The sequence below is a fragment of the Paenibacillus sp. Y660 genome, from assembly GCF_057221575.1.
In genome coordinates, this window is record NZ_JBXBBJ010000001.1 from 171,150 (window position 1) to 188,893 (window position 17,744).

Annotated in this window: 16 protein-coding genes and 1 pseudogene; 12 read left to right on the forward strand and 5 right to left on the reverse strand. The window is 48.9% G+C overall.

Going from position 1 to position 17,744, the window contains the following annotated elements:
• The 12 genes and pseudogenes from AC2TDN_RS00780 to AC2TDN_RS00835 all read left to right on the forward strand — a co-directional run bounded on the left by AC2TDN_RS00780 (position 1) and on the right by AC2TDN_RS00835 (position 11,702).
• Positions 1–915, forward strand: a complete 915-nt coding sequence (locus AC2TDN_RS00780; RefSeq protein WP_484686697.1) for a carbohydrate ABC transporter permease — start codon at positions 1–3, stop codon at positions 913–915.
• 26 nt (positions 916–941) lie between these two features.
• The gene (locus AC2TDN_RS00785) at positions 942–2,696 is read left to right on the forward strand and encodes an ABC transporter ATP-binding protein (protein WP_484686698.1); all 1,755 of its coding nucleotides are present in this window, start codon (positions 942–944) and stop codon (positions 2,694–2,696) included.
• Positions 2,680–4,515 carry an ABC transporter ATP-binding protein gene (locus AC2TDN_RS00790; protein ID WP_484686699.1) on the forward strand — a complete coding sequence of 612 codons (1,836 nt, stop codon included), beginning with the start codon at positions 2,680–2,682 and terminating at the stop codon, positions 4,513–4,515. The genes AC2TDN_RS00785 and AC2TDN_RS00790 overlap by 17 nt, the downstream gene beginning before the upstream one ends.
• Positions 4,516–4,602: 87 nt before the next feature.
• Complete coding sequence (cysK, locus tag AC2TDN_RS00795) at positions 4,603–5,547, forward strand: cysteine synthase A (protein ID WP_484686700.1); 945 nt, start codon at positions 4,603–4,605, stop codon at positions 5,545–5,547.
• Between the two features lie 180 nt (positions 5,548–5,727).
• On the forward strand, positions 5,728–6,660 hold the full coding sequence (locus AC2TDN_RS00800; protein ID WP_484686701.1) for an AEC family transporter: 933 nt from the start codon (positions 5,728–5,730) through the stop codon (positions 6,658–6,660).
• Positions 6,661–6,817: 157 nt separating this feature from the next.
• Positions 6,818–7,300: an ABC transporter ATP-binding protein gene (locus AC2TDN_RS00805; protein ID WP_484686702.1), complete on the forward strand. Its 483-nt coding sequence runs from the start codon at positions 6,818–6,820 to the stop codon at positions 7,298–7,300.
• Positions 7,285–7,533, forward strand: a complete 249-nt coding sequence (locus AC2TDN_RS00810) for a hypothetical protein (protein ID WP_484686703.1) — start codon at positions 7,285–7,287, stop codon at positions 7,531–7,533. The genes AC2TDN_RS00805 and AC2TDN_RS00810 overlap by 16 nt, the downstream gene beginning before the upstream one ends.
• Positions 7,520–8,830: an FtsX-like permease family protein gene (locus AC2TDN_RS00815; protein WP_484686704.1), complete on the forward strand. Its 1,311-nt coding sequence runs from the start codon at positions 7,520–7,522 to the stop codon at positions 8,828–8,830. The genes AC2TDN_RS00810 and AC2TDN_RS00815 overlap by 14 nt, the downstream gene beginning before the upstream one ends.
• The gene (locus tag AC2TDN_RS00820; protein ID WP_484686705.1) at positions 8,805–8,993 is read left to right on the forward strand and encodes a hypothetical protein; all 189 of its coding nucleotides are present in this window, start codon (positions 8,805–8,807) and stop codon (positions 8,991–8,993) included. Before AC2TDN_RS00815 ends, AC2TDN_RS00820 begins: the two co-directional genes overlap by 26 nt.
• Positions 8,994–8,996: 3 nt before the next feature.
• Positions 8,997–9,365, forward strand: a pseudogene (locus AC2TDN_RS00825) (ABC transporter ATP-binding protein); the annotation flags it as partial.
• Between the two features lie 159 nt (positions 9,366–9,524).
• Positions 9,525–10,049: a DUF6886 family protein gene (locus AC2TDN_RS00830; protein WP_484686706.1), complete on the forward strand. Its 525-nt coding sequence runs from the start codon at positions 9,525–9,527 to the stop codon at positions 10,047–10,049.
• Between the two features lie 537 nt (positions 10,050–10,586).
• On the forward strand, positions 10,587–11,702 hold the full coding sequence (locus AC2TDN_RS00835) for an NADH:flavin oxidoreductase (RefSeq protein ID WP_484686707.1): 1,116 nt from the start codon (positions 10,587–10,589) through the stop codon (positions 11,700–11,702).
• A gap of 217 nt (positions 11,703–11,919) precedes the next feature.
• On the opposite strand, the gene AC2TDN_RS00840 is transcribed toward AC2TDN_RS00835, so the two are convergent.
• From AC2TDN_RS00840 to argH, 5 genes are read right to left on the reverse strand one after another with little or no spacing between them, the layout of a single operon-like run.
• A complete protein-coding gene (locus tag AC2TDN_RS00840; protein ID WP_484686708.1) occupies positions 11,920–12,777 on the reverse strand; it encodes a carbohydrate ABC transporter permease in 858 nt (285 codons plus the stop codon).
• A 15-nt stretch (positions 12,778–12,792) separates the two neighbouring features.
• Positions 12,793–13,857 carry a carbohydrate ABC transporter permease gene (locus tag AC2TDN_RS00845; protein WP_484686709.1) on the reverse strand — a complete coding sequence of 355 codons (1,065 nt, stop codon included), beginning with the start codon at positions 13,855–13,857 and terminating at the stop codon, positions 12,793–12,795.
• Positions 13,799–15,160, reverse strand: coding sequence for an extracellular solute-binding protein (locus AC2TDN_RS00850; protein ID WP_484686710.1), 1,362 nt, complete (start codon positions 15,158–15,160; stop codon positions 13,799–13,801). Before AC2TDN_RS00850 ends, AC2TDN_RS00845 begins: the two co-directional genes overlap by 59 nt.
• Positions 15,161–15,190: 30 nt before the next feature.
• Positions 15,191–16,159 carry an amidohydrolase family protein gene (locus tag AC2TDN_RS00855; RefSeq protein WP_484686711.1) on the reverse strand — a complete coding sequence of 323 codons (969 nt, stop codon included), beginning with the start codon at positions 16,157–16,159 and terminating at the stop codon, positions 15,191–15,193.
• Positions 16,160–16,189: 30 nt separating this feature from the next.
• Positions 16,190–17,695, reverse strand: coding sequence for an argininosuccinate lyase (gene argH / locus AC2TDN_RS00860; RefSeq protein ID WP_484686712.1), 1,506 nt, complete (start codon positions 17,693–17,695; stop codon positions 16,190–16,192).
• Between the last annotated feature and the right edge of the window lie 49 nt (positions 17,696–17,744).

Sequence of the window (17,744 nt, forward strand, 5' to 3'; positions counted from 1 at the left end):
ATGAGGAAAATAGCTCAAATCAGGTTGAAGCTCGTCGGAATAGAAGCAGACAAGGGCTTGTTCTTCCGACTATTTATGTACCTGCTGCTTATTGACGTAGCTTTCATTTATTTGAAGCCGGTATTCTACATGGTTGCGACGATGGTGAAAAATGCAGGCGATCTGCTTGATCCAGCCGTCATTTGGGTACCCAGAGCGATTTATGGCGGTCATTTGGCCGAAGCCTACAAGCTGTTGAATTATGCGGAGAGCTTCACAATCAGCCTCAGCGTCTCGGGATTGGTAGCTGTGCTTCAGGTTGTATCCTGCGCGGTGGCTGGCTATGCATTTGCCCGCTTGGATTTTCCTTTCAAGAAGCTTTTGTTTGCTGCGCTGCTGTTTACGTTCATTATGCCGCCGCAAGTCACGATACTGCCGTCTATCCTGCTGTTTAAGGATTTGGGCTGGATCAATACGTTTTTACCGATGGTCGTACCGGCGCTGTTCGGTCATGGCCTTAAGGGAGCGCTGTTCATTATTATTTTCCGCCAATTTTTTGCGGCCCTTCCGAAGGAAATGGAGGAAGCAGCGCGAATGGATGGAGCAGGGGCATTTCGTATTTTCTTCCGTGTCATGCTGCCGATTTCAAAGTCGGCCATCGTTGTCGTCTTTTTATTCTCATTCGTGTGGACTTGGAACGACGCTTATTATCCGTCTATGTACATGTTTGGCGCTGCGGATGTCCCCCTTTCAATCGGAATGGCGAAGCTGAATGCATCGCTCAGTATGGAGTCGGATCAGGGAGGATTACGCGTATTTATCGAACCGCTTAAGATGGCTGCATCATTTTTAATCATTTTGCCTCTGATAATACTGTATACATTTACTCAAAGGTGGTTTGTCGAAGGCGTAGAACGAACTGGGCTGGTAGAATAAAAAAACGGACAGGAAGTGATCATCATTTGAAGTCACAACGATTATTAGCTGATTTTTTTAAGGCGACGTGGCACATTTATTTCTTTTCGATCTTGTTCCATTTCATTGCAAACAGCATTCATGTTCAATTTCCGAAGGTGCTCGGCGACTTTACGAACGAATTGCAGGCAGGGGAACTGTCCAAGGCCGCTGTCGTAAATTATAGCTGGCAGCTGCTCGGCATTGGGGCAGGCTTTGTCCTAATCGGCGGCGTCGCGCAATATTTGGTCATGTATGTCGGCCGGTTGTTTGAGTTTTTGACGCGGAAGAAGTTATTTAACCACTTTACTGGATTAAGTGAAAACTTCTATTCGAAGAATGGTGTCGGCAAGCTGCTAAGCTACTTTATGAATGACGTGACATCTGTTCGAGAATCGATCTCGATGGGTGTCAATCAGACGGCCGGCGCGACGATCCTGTTGGCAGCGACGGTCACGATGCTGCTGCTCAGTGACATTCCTATCTATTTAATTATTGCCTGCGTTGTTCCGCTTCTTATCATTCCAATCATCGTCGTTAAATTTGGACCAGTGATCCGTAAGCGTTCTTCGACGGTTCAGGAATCGCTCGGCAAGATGACGGAGTCCGCAGAGGAGCAGTTCGGCGGCATACGCGTGACAAAAAAATTCGCGGTGGAGTCGATTATGAATCGCCGATTCGGCGAAACGGTTGATCGGATTCGTGACAATCAGCTGCATCTCGTGCGTGTATCCTCCTTCTTTCAAGCGCTCATTCCTTTTCTTGGCTCGCTGTCGCTTATTATCGCACTCACGCTTGGAGGATATTTGACGATTACGAAGCAGATTTCGCTTGGAAGCTTTGTTGCGCTGATGTTTTATATTCGGATGCTAATGAACCCTCTGCAGCAAATAGGCAACGTCATAAATACGATGCAGCGCTCGCGCGCTTCATTAGAGAGGCTGAATGAATTGCTCAGCAAGAAGCCGGATATTGAACAATTAAAGGATGCGCTTGCTATCGATTTTCAGCATGTCGGCATACACATTCATAATCTGTCCTTTTCCTATGAGGATACCTCTAAGGAGGCGCTGCGCAATATCAATTTAGACATTAAGCCAGGAACAACGCTAGGCATCGTGGGCAGGACGGGCAGCGGCAAAACGACCTTAATGAAGCTGCTGCTGCGGACGTATGATCCCCCTTCCGGCACGATATGGTTTGATGAAACCGATATTCGCGATTTGACGCTGGAGAGCTTGCGCGGCCAGATCGCTTACGTACCGCAGGACGGCTTTTTATTCAGCACAACGATTAAAGAGAACATTGCCTTTTATCGGCGCGATGCAAATCTTGAGGAAGTGGAAGCGGCTGCTAAGCAAGCGCAAATTTATAATAATATTATTGATTTTCCAGATCGTTTCGAGACGAAGCTCGGCGAGAGGGGCGTAACATTGTCCGGCGGACAAAGGCAGCGTACCAGTCTGGCCCGAGGCATTATCAAGGAATCCCCAGTCATGATTCTCGATGACAGCGTAAGCGCCGTTGATTCAGTTACAGAGACGAATATTATTGAATCCATACGCGCGAGCAGAAAAGGGAAGACGACGATTTTGATTGCTCATCGAATTAGCGCATTGAAGCATGCGGATGAAATTATCGTGATGGACGAGGGGGAGATCGTACAGCGGGGCACGCACGAGCAATTGCTTGCACAGCAAGGTCTGTACGCCACACTCCACGCGATTCAGGAGGAGGGAAGCCAGCATGCCGCAGGCCATTAATAATTGGCAGATGGATCAGAAGACGGATCTTAACCAGCCAGCCGCCAAGCCTAAGTACATTTCAACCTTTCGAGTGTTAGCGAAGTATATCAAGCCGCATCGATTAGCATTAATCGGGGTGTTTTTCTGTACCATTATTGCGATTGCAGCGGAGCTGCTGCAGCCCTTTCTAGTCAAAATTGCGATTGACGACAATTTGATGGCAGGTAAAAATGATTACGGCGGCTTGCTCTTAATTGGCGCGGTATATTTATTGCTGTCGTTACTGAGCCTGCTGTTTACTTATGTTCAGAATAATTTGCTGCAATACGCCGGGCAAAGCATCGTTGCAAAAATTCGCAAGCAGCTGTTCGAGCATATTACGAAGCTGTCGATGTCCTATTTTGACAAGGTGCCTAGCGGCAGTCTTATCACCCATGTATCAAGCGATACAGAAGCCTTGAACCAATTTTTTAGTCAGGTGCTGCTCAGCTTAATGCGGGATGGAATGACGTTAATTTTTATAATTGGGCTGATGTTCCAATTGGATGTAACGCTGGCCTTGTATTGTATTATTTTGCTGCCGATTATTGCATTGATCGCAATGGGGTTTCGCTCTTATATGCGCAAAACGTATCAAATGGCTCGAACTCGCTTATCCCGCCTTGTTGCATTTGTAGCGGAAAATCTGTCTGGCATGAATTTGATTCAAGTGTTTCACCAAGAGAAGGAGCAGGGAAAGCAGTTCACCGAGCGCAATAATTCCTACTTTCAGGCCAATGTGCGGGAGATCCGTACTAACGTGCTGTTTAACCGATCGTTTGAAATTTTGAGCAATCTATCGATCGCTTTAGTGACATGGCTCGGCGGATTAGCTGTTCTTGATTCCGCGCTTGAATTCGGCGTATTGTATGCTTTCATTACGTACATTCGCCAGTTTTTCCAGCCGATCAACACGATTACCCAGCAATGGAATACGCTGCAATCGGCCTCGGTAGCAGTGAACAGGATATGGGGGATATTTTCGATCCAGCCCGATGTGTCGGATAAGCCGGCAACGAAGGACTTGCCGCTGGCAGACGTGGAGGGACGAATTGATTTTAATGAGGTTTCCTTTGAATATACGGCAGGCAGCCCGATTATTCGCAATCTCGATCTTCATATTCAAGCCGGTGACATGATCGGAATAGTAGGTACGACCGGTGCGGGCAAAAGCTCGTTGATCAGCTTGTTATGCCGCTTTTACGATGTGCAGCAGGGCAGCGTCCAAATTGACGGCACCGATATTCGCGATATTCCGCAACAATCTCTTCATCGCATCGTAGGTTTAGTTCAACAGGAGCCGTATCTCTACTCAGGCTCTATTCTTGATAATGTGCGTCTGTTTGATGAGAGTATTTCGAGGGAGGCGGTTATCAGGGCCTGTGAATTTGTGGGCGCGGACACATTGATTCTGCAAATGAAGGACGGCTATGACACAAAGCTCTCTGAGCGTGGAAGCGGCTTATCAGCTGGTGAACGGCAGCTCATTTCATTCGCCAGAATTATCGTTTTTGAGCCGAAAATATTAATTTTGGACGAAGCGACAGCCAATCTGGACTCTCATACGGAAACGCTTATTCAATCGGCGCTTCAGCGCGTTTCGGTTGGCAGGACGACTCTCGTCATTGCGCACAGGCTGTCAACGATTATGCAAGCCGACCGAATTTTGGTCATGAATAAGGGCGAGATTGTGGAGTCCGGCACACATGCCGAGCTGCTTAAGCGCGGGGGTTATTATGATGAGATGTATCGCCACTCGCAAGGGAGCAAGGAGACTGAGCTGGGCAAATTAGGTTGAAGCAGCCGCTCCCACCAGCATTCTCGACAAACAAAAGCGTTAATTGAGAGATGAAGAGAAAACTTTTTATTAAAGGAGGCAGGACGGATGAGTCTCGTAGTTAATAATATTACCGAATTGATAGGAAGCACGCCTTTGGTTCGTTTAAATAAGGTGGTGCCGGATGGAAGCGCGGAAATTTATTTGAAGCTGGAGTTTTTTAATCCAGGCAGCAGCGTAAAGGATCGCATTGCGATCAGCATTATCGAAGAGGCGGAGCGTGAAGGAAAGCTGAAGCCGGGCGATACGATAATTGAGGCGACGAGCGGCAATACGGGGATTGGCATCGCTTTGGTTGCGGCGGCTAGAGGCTACAAGGCGATTCTAGTTATGCCGGAAACGATGAGCTTGGAACGCCGCAATCTGCTGCGGGCATACGGCGCGGAATTAGTGCTTACGCCAGGTCAAGAAGGCATGAAGGGAGCTATTCGGGTAGCGCAGGAGCTGTCGGCGAAGCATCCCGACTATTTTCCGGCGCTGCAATTCGACAATCCGGCTAATGTGAAAATTCACCGCGAAACGACCGGCCCGGAAATTGTAAAAGCGATTGAATCGCTGGACGGCAATTTGGACGGTTTCGTAGCTGGCGTCGGAACAGGCGGTACGATTACAGGCGCGGGCGAGGTGCTGCGCGAGCGCTTTCCGAACATTCATATTGCAGCCGTTGAGCCAACTTCGTCGCCAGTTCTTTCTGGCGGATCTCCCGGTTTGCACAAAATTCAAGGCATCGGAGCAGGCTTCGTTCCATCGATCCTGGACACTCACATTTATAATGAAATCATTCAGGTTAGCAATGAGGATGCCTTTGAAACGGCAAGAAGGGTAGCGAAGGAGGAAGGGATTCTCGGAGGCATTTCTTCCGGAGCTGCTGTCTTCGCAGCGATTCAATTGGCGCAGAGGCTGGGCGCGGGCAAGCGCGTTGTCGCTGTTATTCCAAGCAACGGCGAGCGTTACTTGTCAACGGTGCTGTATCAGCAGGAGCAGCAGCTATAGTAGCATAAGCAGATCTAAACGGGCAGCGCTGGCTAAGAACGGCGGCTGTCCGTTTTTGCATGCATCCAAATGTAAGCTTGCCTAATCGACGATGAACCTATTAAAATTAGTGGGGCAAACGATAGAGGGACGACTCGGCCATTTACCCAAACTATATAATAGAAGGAAGCAGATGCAACAATGAATATTTTTGTTCATATATTGATGACGAATGTACTTCCGATGGTCATTATGATAGGCCTTGGCATAATCATTCAGCGTGCGTTTAAGCTGGATATTAAGACGTTGTCGAAGCTGAATTTTTATTTATTTTCGCCGGGGATTATGTTCGACCTGCTATACAAAACCGATATTTCCGTTCAGGTGATCGGCAAAATCTTATTTTTCTTCGTCGTATTTATGGTCGTACAGTATGTGATCGTAGAGGTCGTTATCCGCTTGAGAGGGTATAAACCGAGCATGAAGAGCGCTATGCGCAACAGCGTCCTATTCTATAACAGCGCCAATTACGGCATACCGCTTAATCAGCTTGCTTTTGCCGGGAACGAGAAGACGCTTGCCATTCAGGTGCTGATTATGATGACGCAATCATTTGTGCCCAATACCTACGGGATCTATAGCGTCAACGCGCATAAAGCCGATATGCGTGCGATTTGGCGGACCATTATTTCCATGCCGATCATTTACGTCATCCCGCTTGCTTTTCTATTGAGAGGTTTCCATGTCGCGATCCCGCAGCCGATTGCTGCGCCGCTAGGCTATTTGGCTGATGCGTTTATCGGTACGGCGCTCATTACGCTCGGCGTTCAGCTCGGCAATATGGAGTGGAAAATCAAACGTTCCCTCCTTATTGATGTAAGCCTGTCGGGCATGCTGAGGCTTGTTGCCGGCCCTTTGCTCGCTTGGCTGATCGTATGGCTGATGGGACTCGATAAGCTGACGGTAGCAGCCTTAATCGTATCGTCAGCTGTACCGACTTCCCTCAGCAGCGTCCTGCTGGCGGTGGAGTTTGACAATGAAGCGGAATTTGCCTCGCAGTCCGTGTTTGTTTCTACTATTTTAAGCATTATAACTGTAACGGCCGTTATCTTTTTCCTAAATATTGACATATAAGTCCCCGTAAAGCCTATTAATCCTGAAGCAGGGGTTGAAGGCTTTTTTATTATTATTTTAGTAGTAATAGATTTGCTTGTACATCATGCTAGATGGGTTTAAAATGGAAAATGATACAAATGAAAACGTTTTATTGGAGACGGGGGTTTTCTTCTAGATGAAGCCGATACCGCAGGATATGATTTATGCAAGCGCTTTAAAAAGAACATTCGGACGGGGAAGCAGCGCAGTTCATGTACTGAAGGGTGTTGATTTATCAATCCCATCCGGCAAGCTGATTGCGTTCAAAGGAAGATCCGGATCGGGAAAAACAACGCTTATTAACCTGTTAAGCGCGCTGGATCGTCCGACGGAAGGACAAATTACGTTTGCAGGACGTGACTTGACCGCGATGTCGAATCAAGAGAGAGATATGGTGCGCCGCAAGGAAATGGGACTTATTTTTCAATCCTTCGCGCTCATCCCTCTTATGTCAGCCTATGAGAATGTAGAGTTTATATTGCGGGTTGCCGGTTTGGCAGCGAACGGCCGCAAGGAGGCAGTTGTCCAGGCATTGGAGCAGGTTGGATTGAAGGGGCGCATGCATCATCGGCCGTTCGAGCTGTCGGGCGGGGTAGAGGCGATGTGCTCGTTCAACTGAATGTAGATAATTTAGACATTCAATTGAAGGAACAGGAGCTGGCGGTTGCAAAGGCTAAGCTGTCGTTCAAGCAAGCCAAATCAGATCTTGAGAACCATATTAAGCTGACGGACGGCAGAATGCCTGCGGAACAGCAGCCGGTAGACGGCGTCTATGAGGTGCTTGTTACAGAGCGGGGACTTATACAGTTCAAAACAGTGCTCGATTCTGAATTTTTTTGTGGACGACAGTAAAATTGCCGGGGAAATAAAGTTTAAACCGGTAGGCGTATTTGAGAAAAAACAGGATGACGACCCCTATTTTAGGAATACGGACCTTAGCGAGCTTAGCGGCAGCTTTGTCATTAGCGACAAGGTGGCTAAGCAGCAGCTTATGCAGGAAGCCCGCATTCCGGTTGCGTCAGTTGGTTGGTTCTTCGTGCTCGATTATTCCAAGCTTGAGCTTAGATTCGTAGATGATATCATTCAGACGACGAATAAGATTCGCAACGTTATGCTCAATAACGTTACGTTGTATCAGGCTGTGACGGAGACGCCAGCGCAGGATACGATCGCGAAATATTTGGATCGGGCAGAGCAGCTAAGGACGTTAATGTGGTCGCTGAATGTTCCGGTGTTGATTATGCTCGGTTTTTATATGTTCATGGTGTCGAATCTGATCGCTGATCGGCAAAAAAATGAAATCGCCGTCCTGCGCAGCAGAGGAGCGGCACGCTGGCAGGTGATCACCTCCTATGCGGTAGAAGGCATTATTTTATGCGGCGTCGCATTTGGCGTAGGACCGTTGCTCGGGGTTGTGTTGACGGAACTGCTTGGCGCATCAAATGGTTTCCTGGAGTTTGTGCAGCGCGTTCGACTGCCTGTCAGGCTTACGGAGGAAGCTTACCGTTACGGCGCAATCGCTTCGGGCGTTTGCTTTGTCATTATGCTTATTCCGATTATCATGGCTACTCGCGTCTCGATTGTCGGCCATAAGCAGCAGCTTGCAAGAATGTTGAAGTCGCCGCTTTGGCATAAAATGTTTTTGGATGTCATTGCGCTGGCGCTCACTATTTACGGCTTGTATACGTTTAGAAAGAGGCTTGCTGATTTGCAAAGCTTGGGACTGAATGCTGATGATCTGAACATCGATCCGCTGCAAATCGTTATTCCGGCTTTGTTTATTGTGGGGGCGGGCTTGCTGCTGCGATTGTATCCATGGGTGCTTAGACTCATATACTGGATCGGCAAAAAATGGTGGCCGCCTTCCGTATATGCGACGTTGATACAGGTCGGCCGCTCCAGCTCGCAATACCAATTTTTGATGATTTTCCTTATCATGACGATAGCTACAGGCGTATTCAGCGCCTCGGCCGCAAGAACGATCAACAATAATACGGAAGACCGGATCAAATATGGCAACGGTGCGGAGGTCGTGCTGACAGCTTGGCGTCGAGCAGTTGCTCACATCCGGGGTTGCCGTTCTTATCGGAATCGGCGTTGGCAATGTAGCAAGCCTGCTGTATGTGCCAAACTTTCAAATCGCCTTTAATCCGAGCAGCCTCGTACCGCCGATTAAGGTGATGTTCGATTCGTCGGATTTAATGCGCATCTATATACTTGTCGGCTTCATGCTGCTCTTCGGTCTTGGCATACTGGCCTATATGCTGTCCCGTCTGCGCATCCATCAAGCGATCAAGCTAGGGGAGGATTGACGGATGATTCATTGCGAAGGGCTGGTCAAAATATACAAAACAGCCGACCTAGAGGTATTCGCCCTGCAAGGCCTCGATCTTCATATTGAAAACGGTGAGCTTATGGCGATCATCGGCAACAGCGGCAGCGGCAAGTCGACGCTGCTTAATATGCTCGGGGGCTTAGACCGTCCTACGGCCGGCAAGCTGACGGTTGACGGCAGAGACATGCTGAAGTTCAAGGAACGTGACTTTGTGCGTTACAAACGCGAGAGCGTAGGCTTCGTCTGGCAAAATAATGCGAGAAACCTTATTCCGTATTTGACGGCGCTCGAAAATGTAGAGCTGCCGATATTGCTGACAGGAAGCCGCAAGCGTTGGCGGGCGAACCAAACCAGGCTGTGCCGGGTCATTGATGACTTTTGGCGCAGCCTTTTTGCCATCAGGGATTATAGAAAAAATGGAAACATTGCTTTATAGTTTAAATAATAGGCGGTATGGAGTTATGGAGATGAGATAAAGCTTATTGAAAATACGGGAGGGCGGTATAAAATGAGATTATTTCATGTAAGCGAGGAAAATGATATTTCTATTTTTAAGCCTAGAATACCTGCGAGAAAGGATCTGGATCAAGAGAAAGGGTTAGTTTGGGCAATAAATGAAAAATGCTTGCCTAACTTCCTTACGCCGCGAAACTGTCCGAGAGTGACCTATCATTGCAATGAAACGACGACCGAAGAAGATAAAAGAGATTTTTTATCCTCAAGTTCTTCCAGCCATGTTGTGGCAATCGAGCATAAATGGTTTGAAATAATGAGAGGCACTAAACTATATTTGTATGAATTCGATACTTCCGGTTTTTATCTTAATGATCGTTGCGCTGGGTATTACGTAAGTGAGAAATGTCAGATTCCGGTCAATACGATTGTCATTCATGATTTATTTGGAGAACTAATTAGAAAAAATATTGAAGTGCGGCTAATTGATAATCTGTGGGACTTATGCGAAAAAATCCAAAATACAACCTTTGACTGGTCCATGTGCAGAATGGGCTTCGCTGAGCGAAAACCCGGATAAGATGCGTCACCTAGAACGAGAGAATGCGATTGGTTTTGAAAGGATGCATCATCCTAATTTCGCTGCCGCGCTTGTGGTTGAGGCTGAATTGAAACCACAGGAAGCAAGATTAACGGGAAAAACTCCATCTATATTGAGGGATTTGTGGGAAAATTTAGTATTAGATGGATTTTCTCCTGTTATTTTTTTGTTTTTTGACCCCGATTGGGATAAAACGCTCCGATTAACGGGAGGTTTTCCAGCTAAATGCTCAAACTGCCCTCTGTTCGGAAAAAATAGATGGAGCTTTTCCTGTTCATACTATTCAACTGCTCTTTGACGAAATAAGCTGCTTCATGTCCGGCTCAAATCCATGATACCATGATAGGCAACAGCTGGATTGGATGTGAAAATGAGATCAGCTGTATATCGGAAAGGCATTTCCTCATAAAGATGAGTAAATTATAATTAAAATACTGGGAATACACGGTAATTAGTGGTAATATGGAATTGTAAAAGTGAAACTGTATCCATAACAAATACACGGGAGGAATCCAAATGTCTACTGCGAAGAACGAAGTATCGGTTGAAGCGTTGTTTAAGCCTTTTAAATCAAAGAAGCTAGAGGTTGCTAATCGAATAGTGATGGCGCCGATGACTAGAGGATATTCCCCGAACGGAGTTCCTGGAGAGGACGTAGCCGCCTATTATCGCCGCCGTGCGGAGAACGGGGTCGGACTTATCGTTACCGAAGGGACGCTTATAAATCATCCCGCAGCTGGGGCTAGTCCTAACGTGCCTAACTTTCACGGCGAGGAAGCATTAAATCAATGGTCTAACGTCGTAAACGCGGTACATGAGGCCGGAGGCAAAATCGTTCCGCAACTGTGGCATATCGGGTTAACGCGCAAAATCGGCGATCTGCCTAATCCGGAAGCATTGCCGATCGGGCCCTCTGGGCTGAATCTTTCCGGTGAGAAAATAACGGAGCCGCTGACTGAAAATGAAATCGCGGATGTTATTGCAGCATACGCGCAAGCTGCGGCAGACGCAGCTAGAATCGGGTTTGACGGTATCGAGCTTCACGGCGCACATGGTTATTTAATCGATCAGTTTTTCTGGGACAAAACGAATACGCGCACCGATCGCTATGGCGGAGATATCGCTGCGAGAACTCGTTTTGCGGTTGAGGTTGTAGAGGCATGCCGACGGGCTGTTGGGGATGATTTTCCAATCATACTCCGATTCTCGCAATGGAAAGCTGGCAATTATACGGCAAGGCTGACGGAGACGCCGGAGCAGCTTTCGCAATTTTTGACGCCGCTCGCAGACGCGGGAGTCGATGTTTTTCATAGCTCGACACGGCGTTATTGGGAGCCGGAGTTTGAAGGATCCGAATTGAATTTGGCAGGGTGGACGAAGAAGCTGACAGGAAAACCGACGATAACGGTAGGCTCTGTCGGTCTCGACAATGAATTTAGAAGCAGCCGTGGAGATGCTGCGCAGCCTGCTTCTCTTGAGGGCTTGATCGAGAGGCTGGAAAATGAGGAGTTTGATCTGGTCGCGATAGGCAGGGCGCTGCTCGCTGATCCCGAATGGGCAGCCAAAATACGTGATCATCGCACGAATGAGCTGCTCGACTATGATACGAATGCTCTGCAAAAACTGTATTAATAGCTGCTTTTTACTGTAATAAGGAGAGGAGAAGGGAGCACAGATGCTCCCTTTTCCTCTTCTCCTATATAGTCTATCAATCCTTGCAGACTTCGGCATTTGCTGACCTCGGCCTCGGTGTCCTCAGCATTCCCCCACTCATCCCAAGAGCCTTCGTACGACCATATTTCAGAATCATTCGGCGGTTTGATTTGCTAATTCTCTTCACCTTTACCGGTTACTTCATCCCGCTGAGTGCGATTCCGCGAATGATTTGCTTTTGAAAGATAAGAAAGAGAATAATTAGCGGCGCGATGGAAATCGTCGTTCCTGCCATAATCAGTATCCAATTGCTCGTATCCTTCAGCTCGCTGGAGAAATAGACGATTCCGACAGGCAGCGTAAACTTCGACTCCGTTTGCAGCACGATAAGCGGCCAAATAAACTGGTTCCAGCTGCCGATAAAAGTAAGAATGATCAACGTAACGATAGCCGGCTTCACTAGCGGAATAGCGATATGCAGAAAAATACGCCACTCGTTAAGCCCGTCGATTCGCGCCGCATCCAGCAAGTCCGAGGGAATGGAGTCCATAAATTGCCGCATCAGAAAGATGCCGAATGCCGTAATAATGCCGGGAAACAGTACTCCCCAATACGTATCGGACCATCCCAAATTGTTTGTGATCAAATACCAAGGAATAATAAGCATTTCCGTTGGCACCATTAAAGTGCTGATGATGAGCAAGAAGATAAGCTGCTTGCCCGCAAACGAAAATTTGGCGAGTACGTAGCCTGCCGCCGTATCAAAGATCAGAACGGTGCTTGTAGCGATGAGGGAAATGAGCAGCGTATTTTTGATCCAAGCGCCAAAGGGAGCCTTTTCGAAAATAGCGATATAGTTGCCGAACGTAATCGTCTCAGGAATGAGACGCAAATTGTAAACATCCTGCGGAAGCTTAAAGGAGGTGGCGACCATCCATAAAAACGGAAACAGCATCGTTAAGGCGCCAGCCGCAAGCAGCAGGTAGATGATGAAGGTGCTCACCCTCGCTGCGGGCGACTTGCCGCGCAATCTGTATACCTTTAATGAACTCACGTATTCGGCCTCCCCTCAATATTCCACTTTTTTATTCAACACTTTTAATTGCAGCAAGGTGAGCGCCAAAATGACGATGAACAGCACGACGGTCGCTGCCGCAGCGCTCCCCATCTTAAACTGCTGAAACGCCAAATTGTAGATGTGAAGCACCATGGTGGTTGTGGCGTTTAACGGCCCTCCGTTCGTCATGCTCAGCACCTGCCCGAAGGACTGCAGATAGGAAATAACGCCTATGACGGCGGAAAATACGATAACGGGATTAAGCAGCGGCAGCGTAATATGACGGAATTTCCGCCAAGCTCCGGCGCCGTCGATAGAAGCAGCCTCATAGTACATTCGCGGAATTGCTTCCAAGCCGGTCATGAAGATCAGCATTTGAAAGCCGATGCTTTGCCAAATCATCGTCAAGGTGATGAGAATCAGAGCTTGGCGGGGCGATTGCAAAAATAATTGCGGCTCGAGACCAAGGTTTAAAATTGTTTCATTTAACCAGCCGTTGCGCATAAGAATCCAGCGAAATACCCAGCTGACTGCGATGATGCTGGTCACGTAGGGGATGAAGTATACCGTACGGAAGAGTCCGCGAAGTCGCCGCACGTTATGCAGCAGGAGTGCGACGGACAGGCCGACAAGCAATTGCCCAGGCACGCCCAGCAGAACGAACTTGAACGTATTGCCGATCGACCGCAGGAAGATTTCGTCCTCAAACAACGCTTTGAAGTTAGCGAATGCTACGTATGGCTTGTCAGCGGACAATAAATCCCATTCGCGCACGCTTACGTTGAAGGCATATAGAATCGGCAGCAATCGCGTGCTCAGAAAGTACAGCAGGGGAATACCGAGGATGATATAGATAAACAAATAACGCTGCGTTCGGTAGGTAAGCCGTATGCGAATCAGCTCGCGGCCCTTGCGTGCGGTTAAACGTAGAGCATGCCCCAGCATAATGAATTTCGCCTCCTTCTCCAATAGAAACGGAGCGCCCGCACTAGGCTGGCGCTCCTGCCAAGGCTGCCGGTTATTTCTTGTCGACCGACGCCCAGTAGTCGTCATAAAGCTTTTGCGTTTTGGCTGCAAGATCTAGAAAGGCTTTTTCTACAGGGACGTTGTTCAGCAGCACTTCATTTGTCGCATCAACAAACAGCGTCCTTTCCTGCGTTTCGTCGATGAAGAAATGGGCTCGGCTGTCGTTCAATTGGGAAATGAATGGGCCAAGCTTCTCGTCGTTAACGTATTTGTCCTGCGTCGCAACTGCTTTCTGTGCAGGCAGCTCGCCGATTTGTTCGACCCATCGTTCTTGGACCTCCTTGCTGGTCAGAAACTTCAAAAACTCGGAAGCAGCCTTCAGCTTGTCGCCTTCTACGTTTTTGGGAATCGCATTCGCCCAGAAGGAGGACGGAGCGGACTTGCTTTTGTATGACGGAAGCGGGGCTACGCCGTACTTCAGATCAGGAAAGTCCTTCTTAATCGAGCCAAGCCGGAAGGAGCCGTCAATATTGATTGCTGCATGGCCGGTCATAAAGGCGTTGCTGTCGTTCTCGTAGAAGCCGTTAATGCCGACCTTATGCTTAATTGCAAAATCGATCAAATACTGGAATGCCTCTAAGCCTGCCGGCGTTTGCGCCCATAAAATTTGCCGGCGGTCCGCGCTCAAATCTTGCCCGCCTGCTTGATGCAGCAGACCGTCGCGATACCAATGGTGCAGCTGCGCGCCAGGCTCCCATGCGAAGCCTTCAACAACGAACTGCCCTTTGGCATCGGTCTCAGTCAGCTTCTTGGATACGTCGACCAGCTGCTCCCAACTGGTTGGCAGCTCTGTAATTTGGGCTTTGGACAATAGATCTTTATTGTAGAAAAGAGCGAGTGTTCTTACGGCGGTAGGGATAGCGTAATAGGAGCCGTCGATTTTGGCGGCGCTCACCAGAGGATAGAAGCTGCTTTCAATCTCTGCAGTCGGGAAAACGTCCTCAGGCAGCGGCTGCAAATAACCAGAGGAAACGTATTTCGGCAGCCAGCCATAATAGAGGTTGATGATATCTGGGCCTTTGCCGGCAGGAACTAGCGTTGCAACCTTCTGATTGTATTGGTCATAGGGGAAGTTGGTTTGCTTGATCGTAATGTTCGGATGAGCCGATTGAAATTCCTTAATGAGCTCGTTAATCAGCTCGACCTTGGCCGGAAACTCATATTGCCAATATTCAATCGTTACTTTTTTATCCGTTGCTTCCGCTTCCGGGGAGCTTGTGCTGTCATTGTTATTTTCCTTTGCGGTGTTTGCCTGTTCATTGCCGCTGCTCTTATTTCCACTGCCGCAGCCGGTTAAGGCAACAATAACAATGAGCAGTCCCGATAATAACGTCATCCATTTTTGGCCATTCATCCATACCCACTCCTCTTTGTATACTAACGATTATGCTTGCTCGTTTCTGCCAGACTGCTGCGTGCTCATGCTCTGAGTAAGCGTAAGCCCAAGCAGCCGCCTTCCGTTATTGCCAAAAATGTTCTCAATATCCGTCTCGTTGAATCGCAGCTCTCGGCAAGCGCGAACCTGATCCTGCAAATACCGGTAAGGGTAGCCTCTAGGAAAGCCGCTTGCATCCGTCCCAAAGATGATCCGCTCCGGCCCTATAAGCTCATAGGTTTTGCGAAGCACCGATTCCAACGTCAGCTCATATGGCATCCAGCGCATCCATTGATTGGAGCCGGATGTGTCGACGTAGACATTCGGGCAGCTCCAGCACAGATGAAGCAGCTCTTGAAAATACCCCGCCCCGAAATGCGGAATAATGAACGGAATATCGGGGAAGCTGCGAGCGGTATTGAAGATAGCTAAAGGACTGATATTCGGATGATGTGCAATACCTCCGGCATGGCCTAGCAAGCCGAAGTGAATGAGTACGGGCAGCCGTTTCTCTGCTAGAAAGGTCCATATGGGAGTAAGGGAGGGATCATCGAAGGGAATGGACATTAGCGGCCCGAACAGCTTATAGCCTTTTAGCCCAAGTTCGTTGACAGCTCTGCGCAGCTCCGCTTCCGCCCCTGGTTCTTCAATGGAATGATACGCGAAGCCGGTGAACCGATCGGGATGTCTGGCAAGCTGATCAGCCATATTGTCATTGTCCAGCGCCGTAAGAAAGTTGAGGCCGCCTATCCCGTATTTATCGAGCTCCTTTACCCATCGATCGATTAACGGGGTCGTCTCATTATCATGTTTATGACCGGCTGGCACAGCTTCGGGGAAATCCCAGGTAAGCCGCATCCTCTCGCTTCGCTCTGCTCCATAGCGCGAAATCAACTCATGTCTATTAACGCCGCCAAGCAGCAGCCGGTAGGGGAGATGTCCGTGAATATCAAACACTTTAAATGGATTTCGAAACATAGCTTCACTCACTCCATTCTCCATTCGTGTTTACTTGATGAGCCAGCTGGACAAAATCAAATTGAGCTCCGCTGCGGCAGCTTCAAGTCTGGCAGCTCTCTCCTTAAGCCATAGGTTTAATCCGATAAGCCGTTTTTGCTGCGCGTTTAATGAACGATTCATTTCAGTTGGGCTAGGCCCGCCGCGCAGCGTTCGAATTTGCACAAAATGGTTCGGGTCGAGCGCTAGCTTCAGCTGCTTCTCACTTAGCCTAAGCGGAATTCCAATCGTCTGGATCGCTGCTTCATTGAGAGCCTGAAGACTCAGATCGCTTACGTGATCGCCTCGCTGAGCAGCAAGCGTAACAAGCTTGCTTACGACCGAGTGTGCTTTGCGAAAGGATAAGCCCTCCTCTCTGACGAGCGTATCCGCCAGCTCCGTAACAGTCGCGAAGCTGCCGGCGGCACGCTTGTGCAGCACGTCCTCCTTGATATGCAAGGTGGAGATGACTTTGGACAACAGCCGATAGACGGCTTCGAGCGTATCCAGGCTCCTCCAAGCATAGGGCTGCATGTCGTCCTCAGTGTCGACAATATCGCCAAACGGCGTATTGTGAATCATCGTCAGCACCGTCTGCGCATTCCCGGCGATGCTCGATAGAAGGGAGCGAATATGCTCGATAGATACCGGATTTCTTTTTTGCGGCATGATGGAGCTTATTTGAACGTAAGGGTCGGCAACCTGCACAACGGCAAATTCCTGCGTGCACCACAGCAGCAGCTCCTGCGTGAACCGACCGAGATTAACGGCCGCGAGCTGAACGGCTGCGGCGATCTCGCCAGCGTAGTCGGCGCCGCTCACAGCGTCATAGGCGTTCTCGATCAGACCGTCAAATGCTAGCAGCCATGCTACACGCTCCCTGCTGATGGCAAAGCCCGATGTCGTCAGAGCAGCAGCACCCATGCTGCTTAGATTGCAATTTCCGTAGGCGGCTTGAAGCCTTCGGACGTCACGGGCCAGCGAGTCGGTCACCGCCGCAATATAGTGGGCGAGCGTCGTCGGCTGCGCTTGCTGGGTATGCGTATGTGCAATGATGATCGTACCCGTATGCTTCTTGGCTAGCGCAAGCAGGCTTGCATGCAGCTCTAGCGCAGATTCGATCGCTCTTAGCAGCTTTTTGCGCAGCGTGATCCGGTATATGGCGATCCCCATATCGTTGCGGCTGCGGGCAAGATGCAGACTGCCGGACGCTTCATCGGACAGCTCCAGCAGCTTGTGTTCGACCTCAAAAAACAAATCCTCAAACTGGCCATTGTATTTCCCTCTGCGCAGCTGCTCAAGATCTATTGTTAATAGAGCGTTTGCGATACGGTGGACTTCATCCTTCGTCAGCAATCCTTGTTCAAAGAGCATAATGAGATGGGCTTTATGCACAGCAATCATCGGCTGAAGCAGCTCCAGCTTCGCTTGATCATATGCAGGTGCAAGTACGGCCTCAGCGTAGGTTCTGCCAGGAAATGTGCTTCCCTCGTCTTGCTCGTGCCCTCTAATGGACATCGTTCTTGCCTCCTTTCGTGTGATGCCGCTTCGAGTTGCAGCTCCTGAA